Source organism: Sphingobacterium sp. xlx-96 (assembly GCF_011007365.1).
Lineage (GTDB): Bacteria > Bacteroidota > Bacteroidia > Sphingobacteriales > Sphingobacteriaceae > Sphingobacterium > Sphingobacterium luzhongxinii.
The window spans coordinates 225941-248895 of record NZ_WFKM01000003.1 but is presented as its reverse complement, the minus strand read 5'-3'; the positions used below and the strand labels follow the sequence as shown (position 1 = coordinate 248895).

Here is a 22955-nt window from a genome sequence, read left to right as displayed (position 1 = left end):
GGTTCTTTGAATCTAAACCAAACTTTATGAGAAAAATTAATTTATTAGCATTTTTTGTCGCTATAAGTATTTTGACGCTTTCCTGTGTGACCAACAAATCACTACAGGGCAATCCGGAGGAACGTCTAGGTTGGAAGTTAGGTGCGCAGGCGTATACTTTTCGCTTGTTTTCCTTTGCGCAGGCTTTGGATAAACTAGATAGTTGTGATTTACGTTATGTGGAAGCTTTCCCCGGACAAACTATTGGCGCAGGTAGCACTGAAAAGATGGGTTACGAGCTTTCGATAGAAGGTCGAACATTGGTTAGGCGTTTGTTGAAAGATAAAGGGATTACGCTACATGCTTTTGGAGTTGTTGGGGCGAAGGATGCTGAAGAGTGGGAGAAGGTATTTTTGTTTGCAAAGGACATGGGGGTTAAAGTGTTAAATGTCGAGCCTTCTGATGCTCATTTGGACATCGTATCTAGCCTGTGTGATAAGTATAAAATAAAGGCAGCTTTGCACAACCACCCTGATCCTTCTAAATACTGGAAACCAGAGGTAGTGTTGGATGCGTTAAAGGGACGGAGCAAGTATATGGGAGCTGCGGCTGATGTTGGGCACTGGATGCGTTCGGGATTGGATCCAGTAGCTTGCTTGAAGCAGTTGGAAGGACATATCTTTCATTTGCACTTTAAAGACCTCAACGAATTCGGAAATAAAAAAGCCCACGATGTTCATTGGGGCACTGGAAAATTACCGTTACAGGGAGTTATTGATGAGTTAAAACGTCAAAAATTTGAAGGAATGATCTCTGCGGAATATGAATATAATTGGGCAAATAGTAAAGATGATGTGCGACAAAGTGTAATTAACTTTAGAAAACTAATAAAATAATAAAAGGAGGTTAAAAACCTCCTTTTATTATTTATATGTCTTTTCAATGTTATCGGATAACTCTTTGTTATTTTCCAACATATAAGCTATGCTCTTGATAACACGGTTGTGCTTTTTAACAAATGGATTTTCTTCATTCCAGACATATCCAGCTAATACAGCACAGACTTTCTCCTTGACGTCCAGGTTTTCAGGTCTGTGAAAAAATAATGTCTGTAAATTGCCTGTATACCATTCCTTTACATAGGTGGTGAATACATCAATGCCGCGTTGCATATATTGTGTGAAATCTTTTTCCCAATCTATTTTTTCACCATTGATTTGTCTCCAGGCAAGTTTTGCGGCTAGGATTCCGGATTCGGTGGCAAAGCATACACCTGATGAAAATACAGGATCTAAAAACTCCGAACTATTTCCGGTGAGTGCAAATCCATCACCATACATGTTGGTGACCGCAGCTGAGTAATTTTTCAAGTGAATCGGTTTGAAAATAAACTCAGTTCCAGCGAATCTTTTAACGTAGAAATCAGAGAGTTGGATTGCCTTTTGTAGTGCTGTCGCTGTATCGCCGTTTTCGGCTAATCGTTCAATAAATGCGGTGTCGGCTACTATCCCAAGGCTCGTATTGCCATTGGAAAATGGAATAACCCATAGCCACACTTCGGTATCCAGCACATCAAAAGAAATCTGTGTTCCTTCGATACCTACGGGTCTGTTAATGTCCTTAACATGAGAAAAGATAGCAGAATGCGGGTTTAGTTTCGACGGTTTGTCCAAATTTAGTAACCGTGGTAATACCCGGCCATAACCACTAGAATCGATTACAAACTTAGATTTGATCTGTGACTCGTTTCCCTCTTTATCTACAACGGTAGTTATGGAGTCTGATCCGTCGAAGGAAATGGCCGTAACCGTAGTTTCAAAGCTGATATCGACGCCCTTCTCTATCAGTGTATCGGTCATGATCTTATCAAAATCAGCTCTTGGAATTTGCCAGGTCCAATCCCAACCTTCACCAAATTTTTGACTAAAATCAAAAATACTAATGACTTGTCCTCGGATGAAGCGTGCTCCTGGTTTTTTTTGAAAATTCTGCTTGTCTAAGTCGTCCAAGAGACCAGCCTCTTCGAAGTGATCCATGACACGAGGGATGAGACTTTCTCCTACTACGAGCCTAGGAAATCTACTTTTTTCTACAACTTTGATATTTGCACCTTGTTTTTGCAGGTATCCAGCAGCTACACAGCCAGAAGGGCCTGCTCCTATAATCAAAATGTCAACTTGACTTGTTTTCATTCAATAAAGAATTCAATTTAAACCTAAATAATTCAATTATTTAGCACACCTCTGCCATCTAGGGCTTTTTTATAGAGGAAATGTGTTATTTTTGCACTCGGCTACTAGCAAAGGTACTTAATTATCTTGCTGAAGAAAGAAGATAATCTAAAAATTGGAAAGTAAAAAGACCACATATATAAATGATTTCTATTCATAAAGATCTTTCATTAGATCAATTTGCAGACATATTATTAAATCGGAAACAGGTAGGATTGGGCAGTGAGACGATCGAAGTAGTCAAAGAGAGTTTTAAATTCTTAAAGTCATTTATTGAGAATAAGATTATTTATGGTGTTAATACGGGTTTTGGCCCGATGGCGCAGTATCGTATTCAAGATGCCGATCGTATTCAGCTACAATACAATTTGATTCGTAGTCATGCTTCAGGAACTGGCGACCTTCTGCCAAATGACATTGTTAAGGCGGCGATGCTTACTCGTCTCTGTAATCTCTCGAAAGGAAAATCAGGCGTACATATATCCGTTTTGGAGTTACTGCAGGAATTTATCAATCGTGATATCACTCCCGTGATTTTTGCCCATGGAGGTGTGGGAGCTAGTGGAGATCTCGTGCAGTTGGCACATTTGGCACTTACTTTAATCGGTGAGGGAGAGGTAATATATCAGAATCAAAGGAGATTAACGCATGAAGTGTTCTCTGAGTTGGGCTTAAAGCCAATCGCGGTAGAGGTTCGTGAGGGTATATCTTTGATTAATGGTACTTCGGTGATGACGGGAGCCGGAATGGTTAATTATTTTCATGCAAAACAGTTGCTCTGTTGGTCTGTGGAGTTGTCTTCTATTATGAATGAACTTGTAAAAGCGCATGATGATCATTATTCGGTCACGCTAAACGAAGTGAAAAAGCATCAAGGACAACAGGATATTGCAGCGATGATGCGTGATCACCTGGCTGATTCAAAATTGATCCGTAAACGTGAAGAAGACCTGTATTCAGGGAATAATCTAGAAGAGATTTTCAAGGATAAGGTGCAAGAGTATTATTCTTTGCGTTGTGTGCCACAAATCTTAGGACCTGTGTTAGAGACTATCGAGCAAGTTGGACATATTTTAGAAAGTGAGGTGAATTCAGTCAGTGATAACCCGATTATATCTGTCGAGGATCAGAATGTATATCATGGAGGTAATTTTCACGGTGACTATATCTCATTGGAAATGGATAAATTGAAGTTGGCTGTTACCCGATTGACGATGTTGTCGGAACGTCAATTGAATTACTTGATGAATTCTAAGATTAACGAAATATTGCCTCCCTTTGTCAACATGGGTAAGCTTGGTTTCAATTTTGGAATGCAGGGGGCTCAGTTTACAGCGACTTCGACGACAGCTGAAAACCAAACGCTTTCCAATTCAATGTACGTGCATAGCATACCTAATAATAATGATAACCAAGACATCGTAAGTATGGGTACAAATGCTGCTGTGATTACACATAAGGTTATTGTGAATGCATATGAAGTACTGGCTATACAATTGATATCGGTGGTGCAGGCTATTGATATACTATCCTGTCAAGATATGGTGTCTAGTCGTACAAAAGCAATATATAGGGATATAAGAAGTATAATTCCAGCGTTTTCGGAAGATAAGCCGTTGTATATAGCTATTCAATCCGTCAAGAATTATTTAATGAAACAGGGGTAACTATGAAGTGTGCATTAGTAACCGGAGGATCTCGAGGTATAGGACGTTCTATTTGTCAAAAATTAGCTAATGATTTAGGCTATTTTGTTTTGATCAATTATCAAGGGAATGAAGCTGCGGCGCTAGAAACGCTGCGATTGATTGAAGAGGTAGGTGGAAAGGGAGCCCTGTTAAAGTTTGATGTAGCAAACGAAGAGGCTGTAGCCACAGTGTTGATGGATTGGACGCAAGAGCATCCAGATGCCGTTGTAGAGGTGGTTGTTAATAATGCAGGCATTGCCAAAGATGGATTGTTTATGTGGATGAAGAAAGAGGATTGGCAAAGTGTTTTGGATGTATCGTTGAATGGATTCTTTCATGTAACTAACTTTTTTATTCAAAAAATGTTACGGAATCGATATGGACGTATTATTAATGTGGTGTCAGTTTCTGGGGTAAAAGGTACGGCAGGACAAACCAATTATTCTGCAGCAAAGGCGGGAGTCATCGGAGCGACAAAGGCATTGGCACAAGAAGTTGCTAAGCGCAATGTTACAGTAAATGCTGTAGCTCCCGGTTTTATTCAAACCGATATGACTGCCGAAATGGATGAACAGGAGTTGGTAAAGCTAATTCCAGCAAATCGTTTTGGTAAAGCAGAAGAGGTGGCTGATTTGGTTTCATTTTTGGCATCCAAAAAATCTAGTTATATTACAGGTGAAATCATAAATATAAATGGGGGTATTTATTCCTAGATACACGTATGGATAAAAGGGTAGTGATCACAGGAATGGGAATTTATTCTTGCATAGGGACGAACTTGGAAGAGGTTAAGCAATCTCTATTCGAAGGGAAGTCTGGTATAATGGTTGATAAATCTAGGATTGATTTTGGATTTAAATCACCACTTACGGGGATGGTTCCTGTGCCAAATCTAAAGAATGAGTTGACCCGGAGACAGCGGATTAGCATGGGAGAAGAATCTGAGTATGCTTATATAGCTACACGTGAGGCTTTACAACATGCCGCAATCGATTCGGTTTACCTTGACGCCAACGAGATAGGAATTTTATATGGTAATGATAGCGTGTCAAAGGCTGTGATAGAAGCTACAGATATTGTCCGGGAGAAGAAGGATACACAATTGATTGGCTCGGGCGCTATTTTTAAGTCTATGAATTCGACGGTGACGATGAATCTGGCGACGATTTTAGGGTTAAAAGGCGTAAATATGACCATCAGTGCTGCTTGCGCCAGCGGCTCACATGCCATTGGTTTAGGTTATATGTTTATTAAGCAGGGACTGCAGGATATGATTATCTGTGGAGGTGCTCAGGAAATCAATCCCTATGCTATGGCTAGTTTTGATGGTTTAGGCGTTTTTGCTGAGGATATTGAGCATCCCGAATTAGCTTCACGGCCTTTTGATATTGGCCGTACGGGATTAGTTCCGAGCGGCGGGGCAGCTACGGTTATTCTAGAGAGTTATGAATCGGCCGTAAAGCGTGGGGCACCTATCATTGCGGAAGTTCTGGGATATGGATTTTCTTCTAATGGAGGACATATCTCTACACCCAATATTGACGGGCCAGCAATGGCCATGCGGCGTGCTTTGGAACAGGCAGGTATAGTTGCTGGAGATGTTGATTACATTAACGCCCACGCTACGTCTACTCCTATTGGGGATGCCAATGAAGCGAAAGCTATATTGGAGGTTTTTGGTGGAAAACCCTTTGTAAGTTCGACAAAGTCGATGACGGGACATGAGTGTTGGATGGCGGGAGCGAGTGAGATCGTATATTCCACCTTGATGTTAAAACATGGCTTTATAGCTCCTAATATTAATTTAAAGCAAGTAGATGAGGGGTTGGAAGAATTAAATTTAGTTTCATCAACAATAAAACAAGAATTTGACATATATTTGTCAAATTCTTTTGGATTTGGTGGAACAAATTCAGCGGTAGTAGTTAAGAGATTTAATAATGAGTAACGCGGATATTAAGCAGAAGATAAATGAGATTTTAGTCGAGGAATTTGAGGTGGATGCGGAGGTAATACAGCCCGAAGCACCCCTTAGGGAGTCCCTTGATCTAGATAGTTTGGATTATGTGGATTTAGTCGTGTTGATCGAATCCAACTTTGGTGTCAAATTGGGAGAGGCAGATTTTGCAGGCATGACAACTTTCCAGGATTTCTACAACGTGATTGAACATAAAATATCAGCAAAGTAATTTTTGATAACCATGAGCCAATGGGACGGAAAGTCGAAAGGAACACTCCTTGGCTATAAAATATTTGTTTTCTTTATCAAGAAATTTGGTGTCCGTACAGCTTACGGACTTCTTGTTTTTGTAGCCCTTTATTACTTTCTGTTCTACCCCAGTAGTTTTAAGAATATTTTCTATTATCTTCATGATCGGCAAGGGCTTTCAAAGTGGACGTCATTTTGGAAAGTTTATAGTGTCTATTTTGTGTTTGGAAAGACTATTATCGATAAAGTAGTTATTTCAGCAGGTATGCGGGATCAGTTTACCTATGAATTTGATGGAATTGAATCGTTAAAAGAAGCTTTGGAAGAGCGTAAGGGAGGGATTTTAATTTCGGCACATGTTGGGAATTTTGAAATTTCGGAGCAGTTTTTTTCAGATCTTGATCTTAGTTTTCAAATCAATCAGGTGACTGTAGATCAGGAAGTGTCCGTGATTAAAGAATATTTACAAACGATAGCGGAGAAGTCTACAATAAAACATATTTACATCAAGGATGATATGTCGCATGTATTTGATATCAATGATGCGCTTTCTAATAATGAGTTGATTTGTTTTACTGGGGATCGTTATTTTGACGGATCTAAAGTGCTGGAGGCTGAGCTATTGGGTAAGAGGGCTCTTTTTCCAGCAGGGCCGTTCCATTTGGCATCAAGATTGGGTGTGCCTATTATATTTGTGTATGTGATGAAAGAGACCAATAGTCACTATCATCTTTATGCTCGTCGGGCAGAAGGAGTGAGACGGAGAGATGCACAGGGGGCATTGGAAGCGTATGTGAAGAGCGTAGAAGGGATACTATCTCGCTACCCATTGCAATGGTTTAATTTTTTTGATTTTTGGAATAGAAAGGAAAAAGCTTCTTCCTAGATTTATGAAACAAGTTTTAGTAGTATACTATAGCCAATCTGGGCAATTGGAAGATATCGCGAAATCAATAGCGCAGCCATTTTCGGATGATGAGGATGTTAAGCTTGATTTTTACGAGATCCGTACAGTTCATTCTTTCCCTTTTCCTTGGCGAGGGGATGTGTTTTTTGATATTTTTCCAGAGACTTTTCAACAAATTCCTGAAGAAATCCACCCTCCGCCACAGCATATTTTAGAAAAGAAGTATGATCTAATATTGTTCCATTACCAGGTTTGGTATTTGACGCCCTCGATTCCTATTAATTCTTTTTTGAAAAGTCCCTATGCTGCGACTATTTTGTCCGGTACGCCTGTTGTGACGGTCAGTGGATCTCGTAATATGTGGGCCAAAGCGCAGGATAAGGTAAAAGCATTATTGGTTCAGAATGGAGCTCGATTGGTTGGTAATATTGCTCTGACGGATAGACATCATAATATGATTTCGGTAGTCACTATAGTTGATTGGTTATTTTCCGGTATAAAACGCCGAGCGTATGGTATATTTCCGTTGCCCGGTGTCGCTGATCAGGAAATCAGGGGTGCATTCAAATATGGGGAGACCATTCTTTCCCGAGTAAAGGAGGGTAACTTCACAGGGATGCAGGAGTCATTATTGGCCCAAGGGGCAGTGGATTATCGATTTTTCTTAGTTTCGATGGATAAGAAAGCCAATCGAATGTTTCAAATTTGGTCAACACTGATTCTTAAAAATCCAAAAAAACGTAAAGTGCTGGTCAACTGTTTTAAATATTATGTAGTTTTTGCTATATATTTTCTGTCTCCTATTGTATTTTTAATCGAATTATTGCTGCTTCCAATTTTATATTTTGCTAGAATTAAAAAGGAAAAGGCCCATTATCAAGGTATTTAACAGATGAATGAAGTTTTTATAAATCGTGTAAGTAAATTTTTACCCAATGAGCCCATTGTTAATGAGGATATGGAGATATACCTCGGTAAAATTAACGATAGGGAATCTAAGGCTAAGCGTATTGTCTTACGTAATAATGGTATCCAGACCCGGTATTATGCGCTTACAAGAGAAGGTGTGCCTACGCATACAAATGTATTGCTTACTGCAAATGCTATCCGTAATCTGTTGGATGAGGATTTTAAAGCTTCGGACATTCAACTGATTTCTTGTGGTACATCATCTCCCGATTATTTAATGCCTTCGCACGCTGTTATGGTTCATGGAGAATTGAAGAGTGGGCAATCGGAAGTTAACTCCGCTTCGGGCAATTGTTGTGCGGGGATGAATGCGCTAAAGTTTGGTTATTTATCGGTAAGGGCTGGAAATACGGTGAATGCGGTATGTACAGGTTCCGAACGGATGTCTTCCTGGATGTTGGCAGATCATTACAATAAGGAAGTTGAAAGCCTTCAGGAACTAGAACAGCAGCCAATTATTGCTTTTAATAAAGATTTTTTACGCTGGATGCTTTCGGATGGTGCAGGGGCTATGCTTTTGGAAAATCAACCTAGAGGGCCACTGTCGTTACGTATAGAGTGGATAGAAGGTTATTCGTATGCCCACGAACTGGACGTGTGTATGTATGCTGGAGCTGATAAGCTTCCAGAGGGAACATTGAAGCCGTTTAGTGATTATCCTTCTGTAGAATGGCTGAATCAGTCTGTTTTTGCAGTCAAGCAGGATACGAAACTACTGGATAAATATATTTTGGACAAAGGGGTAGAAAGCATGAAATCTGCTATGCATAAGCACGGTATTGGTCCCGAAGATGTCGATTATCTATTGCCACATGTGTCATCACATTATTTTGTGGATGGTCTATACGATCGCTTTGCAAAAGCAGGAATAGAGATTACGAGGGACAAGTGGTTTATGAATCTACGCTCGGTCGGTAATGTGGGGGCGGGTTCGGTATACCTGATGTTAGAAGAATTAGTGCATTCAGGACAGTTGCTAAAAGGACAACGTATTTTGTTGTGTGTGCCAGAAAGCGCACGTTTTACCTATTCTTACGCCTATTTAACTGTTTGCTAATGGTTCCGATACAGGGAGAAGATATTTTAAAATTAATTCCACAGCGGTTTCCTATGGTCCAGATCGGTAGGTTGCTTGCATATAAGTTAGAGACTGTTGTTGTCGATTTTGAAATAAAGACGGATAATATTTTTTTACTTGGAGATCAAATGCAGGAGAGTGGGCTATTGGAGCATATGGCGCAATCGGTGGCAGCGCACACGGGATACGGTTATTATATCCGTGGCGAGCAGGCACCTACTGGATATATCGGTTCTATTCAGAAAGCCGAGGTATACAGATTACCATCAGTAGGCGAGGTGTTGACTAGTCGGGTGGAGATTGTACAGGAGTTTATGGGAGTCACCTTGGTCCATATAGAAACATACGTAGCAGAGGAATGCATAAGCTCTGCACAGATGAAAACGGTCATTGCTTCAACGTCTTAATATGGCAACAGAATCTATCAGAATACCAATTCATGAGTTTTTGCCACATAGGGACCCTATGTTGATGGTTGATTATATTGTGGAGATCAGTCAAGGTCATGTCATTTGTGAATATACGATTGAGTCTGACTGTGTGTTTCTGGAAGAGAATGTGTTACAGGAAGTCGGTTTGATTGAACATATGGCTCAAACCTGCTCCTCTATTGTTGGGCAGAACTACTATTCGGAAGACTATAATCCTGAAGTCGATGAGCGTGTGATTGGGTTTATTTCTGCTATTAAAAGTGTTTGTATCGAGCAGCTGCCTCGACAAGGGGCATGTATTCGTACAAAGGCAAGTCTGGTCTCGCAGTTTGAAGGTGCAGGATACACTATTTGTACGATGTCGGTCATTGCGGAGGTTCTCGATATGAAGGTTGCAGAGGCTGATATCAATTTGTTTTTACAAGAACGTAAATCTTAATATCCATGAAATATCCAGATAATAATGGCAACACAAATACGAATGACCATAGTTGGGATATTCCATCTCGACAGCTCGGGACAAGTTAATGGCAACTGAAAATCAAACCGAGCTTTCGAACTCATGAAATAATTATATACATATGAAATATCCATGTAGTACCGGCCGCATAAACACGAATGAATATAGTTTGGATATTCCATATGGCAACTGAAAATCAAATTATATACATATGAAAAAGTCAGAAGTACCTCAGGATAGTGGCCGGATTGTGCAAAAAGGCTCTCGAGAAATGTATTATGCAGTAGATGAGGATGGTGAATATACCACCGCTTTGAGTACAGGATGGGAAGCGAAGAATATCGTACAAGATCATACGATGAAAGTTCTACAGGCTGAAATCGATCAGGCTAAAGCGGATGTAAAGGCCGGAAAGCGGAGCCCTGTCTATTATTATATGTTATTGACGAGAATGGATGTAGGTGTCCTGTCGGGATATACAGGCTTTTGGCAATGGCGTATTAAGCGTCATTTCCGACCAACGGTATTTAATAAATTGAGTGATGATCGGTTACAGAAGTATGCTGATGCATTCGATATCACAATAGTAGAGTTAAAGAATTTTAAAGGAGATTAATGCAGTTAGATTTTACACATCACCAATCTGCACATTGTGAAAGTGGGGTGGCTTCAAACTTATTGAAGGATAAGGGACTTAATCTCTCTGAGCCTATGGTTTTTGGTTTAGGTGCGGGTATATTTTATGTTTATCTGCCCTTTTTGAAAGTCAGTAATGCTCCGGGATTGAGCTACCGTCCTATGCCAGGATGGATCTTTAGCCGTATGGCTAAGCGTCTGGGGATTAAAATTGAGCGCAAGAAATTTGCAAGTCCGGTGAAGGCCCAGCAGCAGCTGGATGCGAATCTGAAACAGAATATCCCTTCGGGATTGCAGGTGGGGGTCTATCATTTACCCTATTTTCCGGATGATTATCGGTTCCATTTCAATGCGCATAATCTGGTTATCTATGGTAAGGAAGGTGATGAGTATCTCGTGAGCGATCCTACTATGGAAGGCGTACATCGATTGACGGAAAAGGAGTTGGAACGGGTGCGTTTTGCAAAAGGTGTGCTGGCTCCGAAAGGACATTTATATTATCCAACCTATGTGCCTGCTGAGCATAAGATTGATTGGGGCAAGGCTATTCGTAAATCGATACGGAAGGCCTGTAATGATATGTTGGCTCCTGTTCCTATAGTCGGGGTAAGGGGAATGCGTACAGTAGCGAAAGCTATTGCCAAGTGGCCCCAAAAGGTAGGTGTGCCCAAAGCTAATTATTACTTGGCTCAGATGGTACGTATGCAGGAGGAGATAGGGACTGGCGGTGGCGGTTTCCGTTATATTTATTCTGCTTTCTTGCAGGAAGCGGGACATAAGATCAATAATACTGCCTTACTCGATTTATCTACAGAAATGACAGCGATTGGTGATTTGTGGCGTGATTTTGCTGTTAATGCGTCTCGTGTGTATAAAAAGAGAAGTAATCAAGGGGATGTGTATAATACATTGTCTGCGGAGTTGCTCCACTTAGCGGATCTTGAAGAAGCGTTTTTTAAGAAGCTGAAAAAAGCTGTTTAGATAATATGGAGATCATTCGAATAGATAGCCTTACTAAGAAATATAAAGACGCCGATTATTACTCGGTGGAGAATCTTAGTCTTCAGATTTCCAAAGGGGAGGTATTTGGTCTGTTGGGCCCCAATGGAGCTGGTAAGACGACATTAATCTCTATGCTATGTGGATTGCTCAAGCCTACATCAGGTAACTTTACGATTGCTGGCCTTTCTTATAGAGAGTCGGCAATGGCTATCCGTCGATTAATTGGTGTAGTGCCGCAAGAGTATGCTTTGTACCCTACACTGACGGCTACGGAAAACCTGGTTTATTTTGGAGCAATGTATGGCCTGAAAGGAAAGAATCTAAACCAATTGGTTGAGGTGGGTTTAGCTGAAATGGGACTCTCAAAGTTTGCACATAAAAAAATAGGCGCTTTCTCGGGAGGTATGAAGCGTCGGGTCAATCTATTGGCGGGAATTCTACATGATCCTAAGTTGCTTTTTCTGGATGAACCTACTGTAGGGGTGGACGTGCAGTCGAAAAATGCAATCCTTGAGTTTTTAAAAGAACGAAATCAATCTGGTATGACCTTGGTCTATACCTCGCACCATCTTATTGAAGCACAGGAACTGTGTGATCGTATTGCCATTATTGAAGGAGGAAAGATCATCGCTCAAGGGGCTCCTCAGGAACTCATCCATAAGACTCAGGGAGCACGAAATTTGGAGGATGTTTTTATTGCATTGACAGGAAGGGGGCTTAGGGATGTTATATAAGTTGTCGATGGCTATTCGCAAGGAATTAATCCTCCAGTTTAGAGATATTGGTGGACTTATTATTCTTTTTGTGATGCCTATGGTTCTGTTGATCACCATTACTATGGTACAAAAAGGGTCCTTCGATTCTATTACCGGAACTAGGATCCCGGTGCTACTGGTAGACAATGATGGAGGAGAGATTGCCGAAACGGTTAGAAAAGAACTAGGTAGTACAGGAAATTTTATTATTGTAGAGGAAATCGGCGATCAGACAATGTCCGAGGCATCCGCAAAGGAAGCTGTCTTTAGAGGAGATTATCAATTGGCTATTGTGCTTCCGCCAAAGCTGAGTGAAGATTTGAATCTACATATTAAACAGAATGTGGACATGGTAATGGCAGAGTTCTCGTATTCCGATTCGGATACGGTGCATGCTGCTGCAGTGGTGATCCAAAAGAAGGATGTTAATTTGTATTTTGATCCTGCTACACAGGAATCTTTTAAAACAGCGATAAAAAGTTCTATCGATAAATTGATTGCTACGATTGAAAAAGACAAGGTTTATAAAGTATTTCAGGAAGAACTGGGTGTCAGTGAAGAAGCTGTATTTGATGAGGATCAGATTCTTCAATACCGTGAAATTGGTCCTACGGAAGGAGGGATTTCTATAAAACCTAGTGCTGTACAGCATAATGTACCGGCTTGGTCTTTATTTGCTATTTTCTTTATTGTAGTGCCTCTCTCTATCAATATAGTGAAAGAAAAGTCACAGGGTACTATGGTTCGTCTTATAACGAACCCGGTACCTTATACGTTGTTTCTTTTGGGTAAGACTTTTACGTATTTATTGGTTAGTCTGATTCAATTTTACCTGATGCTTGTTGTTGGGGTATATGTATTTCCTCTGTTAGATTTACCTTCCTTTGAGGTGGGCTCTAATTTTATACAGTTGTCTACCATGGCACTTTTTGCAGGGCTTGCAGCCATAGGTTTCGGTATCTTATTGGGGACAATAGCTACTACACAGGAGCAGTCTGCTCCGTTTGGAGCTACATTTGTTGTTATTTTGGCCGCGATAGGTGGTGTATGGGTGCCTGTCTTTGTCATGCCTGCTATTATGCAGACTATTTCGAGGCTTTCTCCTATGAACTGGGCGCTGAACGGTTTTTATGATATTCTGCTCCGACAGGGGAGTTGGACGGCTATTCTGCCTCAACTAATTTTATTACTTTTGTTTTTTATACTTACCTTGCTGATTGCTGTCCTATATGATAAGAAGAAAAGAACTATATAACGAGGCGAGTCATTTGACAATATCCAAATGGGCTGAAGTTCGATTTAACGAAGTGGATTCGTTGGGGATTGTATGGCATGGACATTATATTACTTTTTTTGAGGACGGGCGCGAAGCTTTCGGGAGAGAATATGGCATAGATTACCTTGCGGTACAGGCTGCTGAGTATACAACGCCTATCGTTAAAACTATTTGTGAACACAAGCTTCCATTACGATACGGGGATAAGTTTAGGATAGAAACTTCCTTTATTGATACGCCGGCAGCAAAAATGATATTTAAGTATCGGATTTTTAACCCACAGGGGGCTTTGGTTTGTCTAGGTGAAACTACACAGGTCTTTTTGGATAATGAAGGTATATTGACGTTGAATACGCCTGATTTTATTCTGAATTGGAAGAAGAAAGTAGGATTAGTATAGTGTTTAAACCGGTGTACATATCGACAGTAAATTGTGTAAGTCCATTAGGAATGGATCTGGAAAGCAATTGGTCTGCCTTAATGGAGGGAGAAAGTGCCATCCGCACGGTAGATATAGGAATGCTTAAAAGTGTGCCTGTAGCTTGCTTTGTTGATCCACTGTCATTAATGGAAGATCTGTCTTTATCTTTTCTGGAAAATCTGTCCCTACAGGCTATATCACCGTTGCTAAGGGATAAAATAATTACAGCACGGACTGGTTTTGTGCTTTCGACAACGAAAGGGAATATTGATAAACTAGGGTCTACATCTATTCAGGAGGTTGAATTGGGGCGAATGGGTGAGATATTGGCCCATAGATTTGGTTTTATCGCCAAACCTATAGTTGTTTCTCATGCCTGTGTTTCGGGATTGTTGGCGGTATCAGTTGCCAAACGATTGATACAGATGGGGCAATACGATGAGATATTGGTATTAGCTGCTGATCAGGTCAGTGAGTTTGTACTGTCTGGATTTCAGTCTTTTCAGGCAATGAGTAGTGGACCATGCCATCCGTTTGATGCGGAACGTGATGGTGTGACTTTGGGAGAAGCTGTTGCTGCGGCTTGGGTAACTAGTCATCAGGCAGGAAGTCTGGTACAGATCCTGGGCGAAGGAGCTATCAATGATGCTAATCATATATCTGGACCATCACGTACAGGGGAGGGGCTGGTAAGGAGTGTAGAAGCTGCTTTTAAGGAGGCCGGTATTACAAATGATAGTATTGATTTTATCTCGGCACACGGTACAGCAACACTGTACAACGATGAGATGGAAGCTTTGGCATTTAATCGTTTGGGTTTATCAGGTGTGCCTACGCATAGTTTAAAAGGCTACTATGGTCACACTTTGGGGGCTTCTGGTTTGTTGGAGTTGGCAATATCTACCAAGTCCCTGTACGAAAACAGGTTAGTTGCGACAAAGGGTTTTACGCGGTTGGGGACTTCTAAATACCTGAATATTATTCAAGATTCTTCTTCAACGGCTTTAAATTGTTGCCTGAAGACGGCATCTGGTTTTGGGGGTAGTAACACGGCTATGATTATAAAAAAGGTGTAGTGGCAGAAACATTTTACATATCAGCGTATACAACCGTGTTTGATCGACAGGTGGCGGTCAATGGAGAGGTTGTGTATTCGAGTGAAGCTAGTTCATTTGCTACGTTTGTAAAAGATGCTGTGAAAAATATTCAGGTCGATTATCCTAAGTTTTATAAGATGGACAATCTGAGTAAGTTGGCAATCACAGCGGGTGAGTACTTGTTGCGTGGTAGGGCTAGTGTACAGGATACTGCGGTTATCTTGGCAAATCGATCCGGTAGTCTGGACACGGATATGCGACATTGGGCAACGATTCAGGAGGAATCGAATTATTATCCTAGCCCTGCGATATTTGTATATACATTGGCAAATATTTGTGTAGGAGAGCTGTGTATCCGACATCATTTGCTGGCAGAGAATGCTTTTTTTGTATCTGATTGCTATGATGTGAAGAGTTTGCATGCTTATGCAGCGTATCTATTGCTGTCCGGAAAGGCATCACGTGTGTTATGTGGTTGGGTGGAGTTATTTGAAGAAGAGTATAAGGCGGTCATGTATACAGTCGAACGCACTGGGATAATACCGCATACGATAGAACAAATTGATCAATTATTTTTAATATAAAATGGAAGAATTAAAAGAAGAGCTAAAAGGTAAGATCATTGAGGTTTTAAATTTAGAAGATATTGCCGTATCTGATATCAATGATAATGACTCCTTGTTTGGAGATGGTCTGGGATTAGATTCTATCGATGCTTTAGAGCTTATCGTTCTGTTGGATAAAGGTTACGGAATCAAGTTGAGTGATCCTAAGCAGGGTAAGGCTATATTTGAGTCGATCAATACAATGGCTGATTTTATTTCGAAAAATAGAACTAAATAGCTGATGTCCAGCGGTGTAGGTATTACCGGAATGGGGGTTGTTTCGGCCATAGGTCTTTCTGTGGAAGAGAACCTAATGGCATTGTCTCAATCACGGTGTGGAATTAGCCGCATTGATAATTTCGATACGAGGCATCGGGATAATGTCTTGGTCGGTGAAATTAAGCTTTCCAATAGCGATTTAGAAGAACGTATCGGTCTTATAAAAGGACATAGTGTGACCCGAACGGGGATGTTAGGGATTCTGGCTGCCCGTCAAGCAGTGCAACAGGCGGGGCTGGATCTGTATGACACGTCTATCCGGACTGGATTGATATCTTCTACCAGTGTTGGTGGAATGGATGTTACCGAAAAATATTTCTATGCCTATATGAAGGACGTAGAATTACAGCATTATATACGTAGTCACGATGCTGGTGTGTCTACGCAGCATATTGCTGATGATCTGGGGCTTAGAGGTACTGTTACGACCATCAGCACGGCTTGTTCTTCGGCTGCTAATGCGATTATGCTTGGCGCCAGACTTATAAAAAGTGGTCGGTTGGACCGCGTTATTGTGGGAGGTACTGATGCCTTGAGCAAATTCACGTTGAATGGCTTTAATACGCTCATGATTTTGTCAGATACCTATTGTAAACCTTTTGATCAGCATCGTAAAGGACTGAATCTGGGAGAAGCAGCAGCTTATCTGGTTTTGGAATCGGAAGAGTTGATTGCTAAAGAAGAAAAGACGGTATTAGCGCATGTTGTTGGCTATGGTAATGCGAATGATGCTTTCCATCAGACGGCTTCGTCTGAGAATGGTGAAGGTGCATTTTTAGCTATGCAGAAGGCTTTTACGATCAGCGGAATAGACCATAGTCAGATCGATTATGTCAATGTGCATGGAACGGCTACACCCAATAATGACTTGTCCGAGGGCAGGGCACTTTTGCGGGCTTTTGGTTTGGAGGTGCCTATATTCAGTTCTACCAAATCATTTACGGGACATACCTTGGCGGCGGCGGCGGCAATAGAAGCGGTGTATAGTGTTTTGGCTATTCGAGAAGGAATTGTATTCCCAAATCTTAATTTTGAGACAGCAATGGAAGAGTTTGATCTAATCCCGCAAGTGGATGTATTGCATAAGAAAATTGAGTATGTCTTGTCCAACTCTTTCGGATTTGGAGGTAATTGTTCGACATTAATTTTTGGGAGATAGTTAATTAAGTTGTCTGGATAACAAGATAACTCGACAACAAGATAACTGGTTAACTCGATCATATAAAAAGAGAAATGAAATACTCATGTTTAGCGAAGTACAAACACCCATGAGTATTCCATCCCGAAGTATCGGGACAAGTTAGTTGCCATTAAAAAATAAGTAATACACCTATGAAAGAAAAGTGCTTTATTCAAGGTATCGGTGGGGTCTCTGCTCAAGGGATCTGGCGGTCTGATTTTTTTCATGAGGCTGTGGAGATTATCGAGAGTAAAGCCTATGCTCAACAGCCTTCCTACAAAGAGCTTATTGCGCCCAACATGATCAGACGTATGTCCAAGGGGATTAAGATGGGGATATATGCTGCGCAACAGGCCTTAGATGAGGCCGGTATGAACGAGTTGGATGCCGTGATTACAGGTACGGGCTTAGGGTGTTTGGAGGATTCAGAAAAGTTTCTAAAAAATGTGTTGGATAATGATGAGGAGTTTTTAACACCTACTTCATTCATTCAATCTACGCATAATACTGTTGGTGCACAGATCGCGTTACGATTGGGCTGTAAAGCTTATAACTTTACTTACGTAAATGGAGCGGTATCCTTTGAGTCGGCATTGTTAGATAGCTTAGAGCAGTGTGAGGAAGGAAATGCACACACTATACTCGTTGGTGGCATCGATGAAATATCGGGGCATACCTTTACCCTTAAACAGCTGATCGGAGAAGTGAAAGCTGACGAGGTGCGGGAAACAATACGTACATCGAAGAGTAAGGGAGTCAACTACGGTGAAGGTGCTACTTTCTTTGCCCTTAGCAATGTCTCCTCCTTAGACAGCTATGCGGAAGTGGTAGATGTATGCATAAAAAATCGAGTGGACAAGGATGAGCTAGCGACTTTTATTGATAGTTTTCTCGAAATAAATAAAGTGGATCGATCCGCTATTTCGGCTTTGGTCCTTGGTAATAGTGGCGATGTAGCGTATGATTATTATTTTGAGCAGTTAGGCCAATTGTTCGAAGATCGGGTACAGCTGTACTATAAGCATCTTTATGGACATTCTGATATCGCTTCAGCCTTCGGTATGGCTACCGCTGCTTATGTATTAAAAGAACAGCGTATTCCAGAGAATATTGTTTGGAAGGCTGGAAAACAAATACCGCTTAATTACGTTTTATTATATAACCAGTATATGGGGGGAGATCATAGCTTAGTGTTATTGAAAAGAAGTTAGGGAGTTAACAGGACAACTAGATCATAGCATAATAAGATAATTGCTAAATATGTTCAAACATAAAAATATCGTTCCATTTTTGCTATCCTTGGGGATATTAGCCGCGATATTGGCTGTCTTTTCTGTAATATCTTGGTCTTGGTGTTTTCTTTTGGTTTTGATTTGGATCGGATTGACGACCTGGGGTTCTTTTGATATTCGTCAGAGTTATTTTACAGATGTTTTTTATAAAAAAGCAAGGCATGACGGCCATAGCTTGGCACTAACCTTTGATGATGGACCGACACCGATTACGGAGGAGTTCTTGGATCTGTTAAAGAGTTACGGTGCAAAAGCAACTTTTTTCTGTATAGGCAAACAAATAGATAAACATCCTCGAATCTTCAAACGGATCCTGGAGGAGGGGCATACGATTGGTAATCATACGATGATTCATTCAAAAGCGTTCGGGTTCCTTACTGCAGATCAAGTGGTTTTGGAGATCGATAGTTGTGATGCCGTCATCAATAACTTAGTTCCTCTTAAGACCCGGCTTTTCCGACCTCCCTTTGGCGTGACTAATCCTTCCGTGGCTAAAGCAGTCCAAGAGACGAAACATCAGGTTATCGGATGGAGTATCCGCTCTTTGGACACGATCCTCTCTAATGAAGATAAGATCTATGAACGTGTTGTTGGGAGATTGCAGCCAGGAGATATCGTATTATTTCATGATACTTCTGCAAAGACTTTACGGGTTTTGCAGCGGGTTTTGTCCTATATGAAAGAACGTGATTGGCATTCGGTAACTACAGATGAATTGCTAAATTTGCATGCATATGAAGATTAGATTTTTATTTCTCATTTTTTTATCCCTTTCCTTTTTAACTATTGTCGTTGCTCAAGAGCAAAAAATGTCAGCGAATGAGGTTTCTAAGTTTCAGGATGTAATGCGTAAAACAGTACAAATAAAAACCTTAATAGCGGATTTTGTACAATATAAAAAAGTGGGGTATGTAAAAAAGGAGCTGGTATCTTCGGGTAAGTTTTATGTCAAAAACCCAGATAAGTTAGCTTGGTTCTATACGAGTCCTACCGCGTACACAATGGTATTCAATAATAAAAAAATGACCATCGAGGAGAAGGGAAAGAAAAAAGCAATGGATTTAAGTCGTAATAGGCAGTTTGAAAAAATTAGTCAAGCGATTCAAGGCAGTATGAGTGGGGCTATCTACGAGGACGCTGAGTTTTCGGCTTCTTATTTTCGTACCACTAAACAGTATATTCTGAAATTAGACCCTTTGCCCAAGGAGCTTAAGAAGTCCATAAAACAATTGGTCTTACATTTTGATAAATCAACAAATCAGGTCTCAGAGGTTAGGTTGATGGATAATTCAAATGGTTCAACTCGTTTTGTGTTTACCAATCATAAAGTCAACAGTACATTGGCTGATTCTGTCTTTGATCTGTAATCTTCCCGTTATACCAAAGAACAGTCTTGTAAATAGGAATTAATTACAAGACCGTTGTCTGAAACAAAATGATGTTTACTATTGATCGTTTTGTTTGAATTTTTCTTTCCACTCCGGCGAGTTAAATTTTTCTTCTATTTTTCGGGCATTTTCCTCGATCTTAGCGATGTGTGCTTTCCACTCCGGCGAGTTAAATTTTTCTTCTATTTTTTTGGCATTTTCCTCGATCTTAGCGACGTGTGCCTTCCACTCCGGTGAGTTAAATTTTTCTTCTATTTTTCGGGCATTTTCCTCGATCTTAGCGACGTGTGCCTTCCACTCCGGCGAGTTAAATTTTTCTTCTATTTTTCGGGCATTTTCCTCGATCTTAGCGACGTGTGCCTTCCACTCCGGCGAGTTAAATTTTTCTTCTATTTTTCGGGCATTTTCCTCGATCTTAGCGACGTGTGCTTTCCACTCCGGCGAGTTAAACTTTTCTTCTATTTTTTGGGCATTTTCCTCGATTTTGAGGATGTGAGCCTGCCATTGTGGGGATTCAAATTTTTCGCGAAATGACTGATTGATTTTATTTGTATCCTGTTGTGATACAATTGTTTTACCTGTAGTGGTATTTGTTGTACATGGAGCTGAGAGGTTAGTAACATGTTCGAGATTGATTTCTTGTTTAACATGTGCTATTGTATCTAGTTCATTGGTGATATTCGTTATCTCTGTTAATGATGTAGCCTTTCTTTCAGCTACATCATTTGTTTCGGGCTGTACCCATGCGACGGATACCAGCGTAAAAATCACCATTAGCGAGGCTAACAGTTGATGTTTGATGTTGGTGTATGGTGTTTCCATTTTTACTTGAGTTATTCTTTTTATTCGATGTAATAATTTATGTTTCGTTCCAGTGGCAGCAAGAGTCATTCTAACGGAATTCGCATCCTGTTTTAATAACTCGACATTAAGGAGAGCTTTCGCGTAAAGTGTACGTTCAGGAAGAAGTTTTATGACACTGTCATCGCAGGCTTGCTCACGCTCTGTACGCGTGTGTCTTGACATAAGCCATATAAAAGGATTGAAAAATAAGATGGTCTCGAGTACGATGTTTATCATATTCAATAGATAGTCGTTCCGTTTGATATGTGTTAACTCGTGCAGTAGGATTGCTTCTACCTCGGACAGAGACATCTTGTTTACATAAGCGACTGGAAAGATAATGACCGGTTTGAAAAAACCCATTGCCAAAGGTTCATATATAGATTCCGATAAGAATAATTTTACGTTTTTAGTTATACCAAGGCTCACGATACCATCATAAAAGCGCTGTTGCCATGTGAGAGGAACGGCGAAGGTTGAGAGCCGCTTTAAATTTTTAATACGGAGATAGCTGTTGACGCATAGTATAGATTGCGCAAGAATGCCGAGAAGATATAACGGAACAATGTAAATAAAGTATTGCTGTACGGTAGGACCTGCTTCCTGGAAGTAGTCCATATAGAATAGCGTTTTGTTGTCCAAGGGCATGGTACTGTAACTATTTGATAGAGACGCATAGTCCAACAGATTAAAAAATGTATAAGCAAAACTTGTAAAAACGGCAATTTGAGCCGTTAGAGCAAGGTTATGCTTTGTGGCTGCTTTTAATTCCGGAATAGTGAGGAACAGCCCAAACAGAATAAGGTATATAGCGGCTCCTTGCCATAAGGAATGTAGGAGACTCCAACCCAAAGCTGTACTTATAGATGATATCAATGCTTCCATGTTACTTGTTTTCTAGTTGATTTAAATAATCTTTGATCAAGTCTATTTCTTCTTTACTGGCCTTGTGGTTACCTAAGGCCTGCATGACCAATCTTGACATCGAACCATTGTATACGGTATCAATCATTTTATTCAAGAATTGATATTGTGTTTTTTCTTTATTGATATTGGCGGTATATATATGTGTTTTTGAAGTAGTATCTCGAGTCACCATTTCTTTCTCGTGCATAATCTGCATAAGTTTGAGGATGGTGGTATAACCAACATCTTTCTTATCTAGGGTCTCGAAGACTTCGCGTACACTACATTGTCCTTTGTTCCAAAGAACTTGTAGGATTTCCATTTCACTCTCAGTGGGTTTCATCTCTTCTTAAGTTTATCTACGAATTATTTCGTAATCAAATCTACGAAATAATTCGTAAATGCAAAATAAAATTTAAATTCTTTTATCTTTGAAGACTAAAAAGGATATATGCTTTTACAGAATTTTTATACGGTAGATAGTTTACAGAACCTTGGCGGAGATAAATATGTCGCTGCAATTGCTTTAAATAAACATCATACTATTTTTAAGGGACATTTTCCAGATCAACCGGTGACACCCGGAGTGTGTATGATGCAGATTGTAAAGGAATTGAGCGAACAGATTTTACAGAAGAAGCTTTTTATGTATAAATCTTCCAATGTGAAGTTTATGGCCTTGATAAATCCCGAGGTGAATGCTGATTTAAGATTAGAAATTGACATTTCGGGTTCAGACGAGTCTGATTATAAGGTGAAAAATGTGACCTATTTTGAAGATACGGTCGCGTTAAAATTGGTATGTACATTTAAGGTGAAATAGATGGTTAATATTTTTATCTCTTTTTTGTTGACAACCTCGTTATGGTTTGAGGTCGATTTATCTTCGGTCCGTTCAAATTTTGAAAAGTCGGATACTTCTAAAGAATTTACGGCGACATTGTATAACCAGCTTAAGAACTATAGCAAGACTGATCCGGTATTGTTGGCTTATAAGGGAGCCTCTTACACTTTGCAGGCGCGCTATGTATCGGATAGAAAAATGAAGAAAGAATTGTTTATCGATGGTGCCAAGGATATCGAAAGTGCTGTCGCTGCTGCTCCTAATAATATTGAAATCCGTTTGGTACGGTTGATCATTCAAGAGAATACGCCTAAAATCCTAAAGTATAAAGGAAATATTAATACGGATAAGCAAATGATTTTGACTAATTTTGATACGCAGCCTAAAGTAGTAAAAGAAGCTGTAAGGCGTTATGCAAGTACACGTTCAAAAATCTTTACTGCTACTGATCTGCGTATATTAACTCCGTAAAATTTGTC

The 22955-nt window shown here is 40.3% G+C and carries 27 protein-coding genes; 24 read left to right on the top strand and 3 right to left on the bottom strand.

The window, feature by feature from the left end; genetic code table 11:
• The first annotated feature begins 26 nt into the window (after positions 1–26).
• Positions 27–875, top strand: coding sequence for a sugar phosphate isomerase/epimerase family protein (locus tag G7B20_RS06735; RefSeq protein WP_164109533.1), 849 nt, complete (start codon positions 27–29; stop codon positions 873–875).
• 27 nt (positions 876–902) lie between these two features.
• Here G7B20_RS06735 and G7B20_RS06730 read toward each other — a convergent pair whose 3' ends face one another.
• Entirely contained in the window at positions 903–2171 is a 1269-nt protein-coding gene (locus tag G7B20_RS06730) for an NAD(P)/FAD-dependent oxidoreductase (protein WP_164109531.1), read from the bottom strand.
• 182 nt (positions 2172–2353) lie between these two features.
• Here G7B20_RS06730 and hutH point away from each other — a divergent pair, with 182 nt between their 5' ends.
• The 21 genes from hutH to G7B20_RS06625 all read left to right on the top strand — a co-directional run bounded on the left by hutH (position 2354) and on the right by G7B20_RS06625 (position 19862).
• The gene (gene hutH, locus G7B20_RS06725) at positions 2354–3877 is read left to right on the top strand and encodes a histidine ammonia-lyase (RefSeq protein ID WP_164109528.1); all 1524 of its coding nucleotides are present in this window, start codon (positions 2354–2356) and stop codon (positions 3875–3877) included.
• A 2-nt stretch (positions 3878–3879) separates the two neighbouring features.
• On the top strand, positions 3880–4611 hold the full coding sequence (gene fabG, locus G7B20_RS06720; protein WP_164109526.1) for a 3-oxoacyl-ACP reductase FabG: 732 nt from the start codon (positions 3880–3882) through the stop codon (positions 4609–4611).
• Between the two features lie 8 nt (positions 4612–4619).
• Complete coding sequence (locus G7B20_RS06715) at positions 4620–5846, top strand: beta-ketoacyl-[acyl-carrier-protein] synthase family protein (RefSeq protein ID WP_164109525.1); 1227 nt, start codon at positions 4620–4622, stop codon at positions 5844–5846.
• Entirely contained in the window at positions 5839–6087 is a 249-nt protein-coding gene (locus G7B20_RS06710; protein ID WP_164109523.1) for an acyl carrier protein, read from the top strand. Before G7B20_RS06715 ends, G7B20_RS06710 begins: the two co-directional genes overlap by 8 nt.
• A 12-nt stretch (positions 6088–6099) precedes the next feature.
• Positions 6100–6993, top strand: a complete 894-nt coding sequence (locus G7B20_RS06705; protein WP_164109521.1) for a lipid A biosynthesis acyltransferase — start codon at positions 6100–6102, stop codon at positions 6991–6993.
• Positions 6994–6997: 4 nt separating this feature from the next.
• Positions 6998–7903, top strand: a complete 906-nt coding sequence (locus G7B20_RS06700) for a flavodoxin family protein (RefSeq protein WP_164109519.1) — start codon at positions 6998–7000, stop codon at positions 7901–7903.
• Between the two features lie 3 nt (positions 7904–7906).
• Positions 7907–9040, top strand: a complete 1134-nt coding sequence (locus tag G7B20_RS06695) for a beta-ketoacyl-ACP synthase III (RefSeq protein ID WP_164109517.1) — start codon at positions 7907–7909, stop codon at positions 9038–9040.
• Complete coding sequence (locus G7B20_RS06690) at positions 9040–9468, top strand: hypothetical protein (RefSeq protein WP_164109515.1); 429 nt, start codon at positions 9040–9042, stop codon at positions 9466–9468. The genes G7B20_RS06695 and G7B20_RS06690 overlap by 1 nt, the downstream gene beginning before the upstream one ends.
• A gap of 40 nt (positions 9469–9508) precedes the next feature.
• Positions 9509–9931 (top strand): ABC transporter permease, encoded by a 423-nt coding sequence (locus G7B20_RS06685; protein ID WP_164109512.1) that lies wholly within the window; start codon positions 9509–9511, stop codon positions 9929–9931.
• A gap of 232 nt (positions 9932–10163) precedes the next feature.
• Positions 10164–10568, top strand: coding sequence for a hypothetical protein (locus G7B20_RS06680; protein WP_164109511.1), 405 nt, complete (start codon positions 10164–10166; stop codon positions 10566–10568).
• Positions 10568–11569, top strand: a complete 1002-nt coding sequence (locus tag G7B20_RS06675) for a BtrH N-terminal domain-containing protein (RefSeq protein ID WP_164109508.1) — start codon at positions 10568–10570, stop codon at positions 11567–11569. The genes G7B20_RS06680 and G7B20_RS06675 overlap by 1 nt, the downstream gene beginning before the upstream one ends.
• Positions 11570–11574: 5 nt before the next feature.
• Positions 11575–12324, top strand: coding sequence for an ABC transporter ATP-binding protein (locus G7B20_RS06670; protein ID WP_164109506.1), 750 nt, complete (start codon positions 11575–11577; stop codon positions 12322–12324).
• Positions 12325–12331: 7 nt separating this feature from the next.
• On the top strand, positions 12332–13600 hold the full coding sequence (locus tag G7B20_RS06665) for an ABC transporter permease (RefSeq protein WP_205600184.1): 1269 nt from the start codon (positions 12332–12334) through the stop codon (positions 13598–13600).
• Positions 13575–14021 carry an acyl-CoA thioesterase gene (locus G7B20_RS06660; protein ID WP_164109503.1) on the top strand — a complete coding sequence of 149 codons (447 nt, stop codon included), beginning with the start codon at positions 13575–13577 and terminating at the stop codon, positions 14019–14021. The genes G7B20_RS06665 and G7B20_RS06660 overlap by 26 nt, the downstream gene beginning before the upstream one ends.
• A gap of 11 nt (positions 14022–14032) precedes the next feature.
• On the top strand, positions 14033–15118 hold the full coding sequence (locus G7B20_RS06655; RefSeq protein ID WP_205600183.1) for a beta-ketoacyl-[acyl-carrier-protein] synthase family protein: 1086 nt from the start codon (positions 14033–14035) through the stop codon (positions 15116–15118).
• Positions 15118–15723: a 3-oxoacyl-ACP synthase gene (locus tag G7B20_RS06650; RefSeq protein ID WP_164109501.1), complete on the top strand. Its 606-nt coding sequence runs from the start codon at positions 15118–15120 to the stop codon at positions 15721–15723. Before G7B20_RS06655 ends, G7B20_RS06650 begins: the two co-directional genes overlap by 1 nt.
• Before the next feature lies 1 nt (position 15724).
• Entirely contained in the window at positions 15725–15982 is a 258-nt protein-coding gene (locus G7B20_RS06645; protein WP_164109500.1) for a phosphopantetheine-binding protein, read from the top strand.
• A 3-nt stretch (positions 15983–15985) separates the two neighbouring features.
• The gene (locus G7B20_RS06640; protein ID WP_164109499.1) at positions 15986–17182 is read left to right on the top strand and encodes a beta-ketoacyl-[acyl-carrier-protein] synthase family protein; all 1197 of its coding nucleotides are present in this window, start codon (positions 15986–15988) and stop codon (positions 17180–17182) included.
• Positions 17183–17355: 173 nt separating this feature from the next.
• Complete coding sequence (locus tag G7B20_RS06635) at positions 17356–18414, top strand: beta-ketoacyl synthase N-terminal-like domain-containing protein (protein ID WP_164109497.1); 1059 nt, start codon at positions 17356–17358, stop codon at positions 18412–18414.
• A gap of 49 nt (positions 18415–18463) precedes the next feature.
• Positions 18464–19240, top strand: a complete 777-nt coding sequence (locus tag G7B20_RS06630) for a polysaccharide deacetylase family protein (RefSeq protein ID WP_164109494.1) — start codon at positions 18464–18466, stop codon at positions 19238–19240.
• Positions 19230–19862 carry a LolA family protein gene (locus tag G7B20_RS06625; RefSeq protein WP_164109492.1) on the top strand — a complete coding sequence of 211 codons (633 nt, stop codon included), beginning with the start codon at positions 19230–19232 and terminating at the stop codon, positions 19860–19862. Before G7B20_RS06630 ends, G7B20_RS06625 begins: the two co-directional genes overlap by 11 nt.
• A gap of 78 nt (positions 19863–19940) precedes the next feature.
• On the opposite strand, the gene G7B20_RS06620 is transcribed toward G7B20_RS06625, so the two are convergent.
• Positions 19941–21611, bottom strand: a complete 1671-nt coding sequence (locus tag G7B20_RS06620) for a M56 family metallopeptidase (RefSeq protein WP_164109490.1) — start codon at positions 21609–21611, stop codon at positions 19941–19943.
• 1 nt (position 21612) lies between these two features.
• Positions 21613–21975, bottom strand: a complete 363-nt coding sequence (locus G7B20_RS06615) for a BlaI/MecI/CopY family transcriptional regulator (RefSeq protein WP_164109488.1) — start codon at positions 21973–21975, stop codon at positions 21613–21615.
• 108 nt (positions 21976–22083) lie between these two features.
• On the opposite strand from G7B20_RS06615, the gene G7B20_RS06610 reads away from it, so the two are divergent.
• Positions 22084–22455 (top strand): 3-hydroxyacyl-ACP dehydratase, encoded by a 372-nt coding sequence (locus G7B20_RS06610; RefSeq protein WP_164109486.1) that lies wholly within the window; start codon positions 22084–22086, stop codon positions 22453–22455.
• On the top strand, positions 22456–22947 hold the full coding sequence (locus G7B20_RS06605; protein WP_164109485.1) for a hypothetical protein: 492 nt from the start codon (positions 22456–22458) through the stop codon (positions 22945–22947).
• Positions 22948–22955 lie beyond the last annotated feature (8 nt).

Bases quoted from the DNA above. Each gene is read 5' to 3' on its own strand.
- G7B20_RS06735 (WP_164109533.1), top strand. From the start codon at position 27: ATGAGAAAAATTAATTTATTAGCATTTTTTGTCGCTATAAGTATTTTG.
- G7B20_RS06730 (WP_164109531.1), bottom strand. From the start codon at position 2,171: ATGAAAACAAGTCAAGTTGACATTTTGATTATAGGAGCAGGCCCTTCT.
- hutH (WP_164109528.1), top strand. From the start codon at position 2,354: ATGATTTCTATTCATAAAGATCTTTCATTAGATCAATTTGCAGACATA.
- fabG (WP_164109526.1), top strand. From the start codon at position 3,880: ATGAAGTGTGCATTAGTAACCGGAGGATCTCGAGGTATAGGACGTTCT.
- G7B20_RS06715 (WP_164109525.1), top strand. From the start codon at position 4,620: ATGGATAAAAGGGTAGTGATCACAGGAATGGGAATTTATTCTTGCATA.
- G7B20_RS06710 (WP_164109523.1), top strand. From the start codon at position 5,839: ATGAGTAACGCGGATATTAAGCAGAAGATAAATGAGATTTTAGTCGAG.
- G7B20_RS06705 (WP_164109521.1), top strand. From the start codon at position 6,100: ATGAGCCAATGGGACGGAAAGTCGAAAGGAACACTCCTTGGCTATAAA.
- G7B20_RS06700 (WP_164109519.1), top strand. From the start codon at position 6,998: ATGAAACAAGTTTTAGTAGTATACTATAGCCAATCTGGGCAATTGGAA.
- G7B20_RS06695 (WP_164109517.1), top strand. From the start codon at position 7,907: ATGAATGAAGTTTTTATAAATCGTGTAAGTAAATTTTTACCCAATGAG.
- G7B20_RS06690 (WP_164109515.1), top strand. From the start codon at position 9,040: ATGGTTCCGATACAGGGAGAAGATATTTTAAAATTAATTCCACAGCGG.
- G7B20_RS06680 (WP_164109511.1), top strand. From the start codon at position 10,164: ATGAAAAAGTCAGAAGTACCTCAGGATAGTGGCCGGATTGTGCAAAAA.
- G7B20_RS06675 (WP_164109508.1), top strand. From the start codon at position 10,568: ATGCAGTTAGATTTTACACATCACCAATCTGCACATTGTGAAAGTGGG.
- G7B20_RS06670 (WP_164109506.1), top strand. From the start codon at position 11,575: ATGGAGATCATTCGAATAGATAGCCTTACTAAGAAATATAAAGACGCC.
- G7B20_RS06665 (WP_205600184.1), top strand. From the start codon at position 12,332: ATGGCTATTCGCAAGGAATTAATCCTCCAGTTTAGAGATATTGGTGGA.
- G7B20_RS06660 (WP_164109503.1), top strand. From the start codon at position 13,575: ATGATAAGAAGAAAAGAACTATATAACGAGGCGAGTCATTTGACAATA.
- G7B20_RS06645 (WP_164109500.1), top strand. From the start codon at position 15,725: ATGGAAGAATTAAAAGAAGAGCTAAAAGGTAAGATCATTGAGGTTTTA.
- G7B20_RS06640 (WP_164109499.1), top strand. From the start codon at position 15,986: ATGTCCAGCGGTGTAGGTATTACCGGAATGGGGGTTGTTTCGGCCATA.
- G7B20_RS06635 (WP_164109497.1), top strand. From the start codon at position 17,356: ATGAAAGAAAAGTGCTTTATTCAAGGTATCGGTGGGGTCTCTGCTCAA.
- G7B20_RS06630 (WP_164109494.1), top strand. From the start codon at position 18,464: ATGTTCAAACATAAAAATATCGTTCCATTTTTGCTATCCTTGGGGATA.
- G7B20_RS06625 (WP_164109492.1), top strand. From the start codon at position 19,230: ATGAAGATTAGATTTTTATTTCTCATTTTTTTATCCCTTTCCTTTTTA.
- G7B20_RS06620 (WP_164109490.1), bottom strand. From the start codon at position 21,611: ATGGAAGCATTGATATCATCTATAAGTACAGCTTTGGGTTGGAGTCTC.
- G7B20_RS06615 (WP_164109488.1), bottom strand. From the start codon at position 21,975: ATGAAACCCACTGAGAGTGAAATGGAAATCCTACAAGTTCTTTGGAAC.
- G7B20_RS06610 (WP_164109486.1), top strand. From the start codon at position 22,084: ATGCTTTTACAGAATTTTTATACGGTAGATAGTTTACAGAACCTTGGC.
- G7B20_RS06605 (WP_164109485.1), top strand. From the start codon at position 22,456: ATGGTTAATATTTTTATCTCTTTTTTGTTGACAACCTCGTTATGGTTT.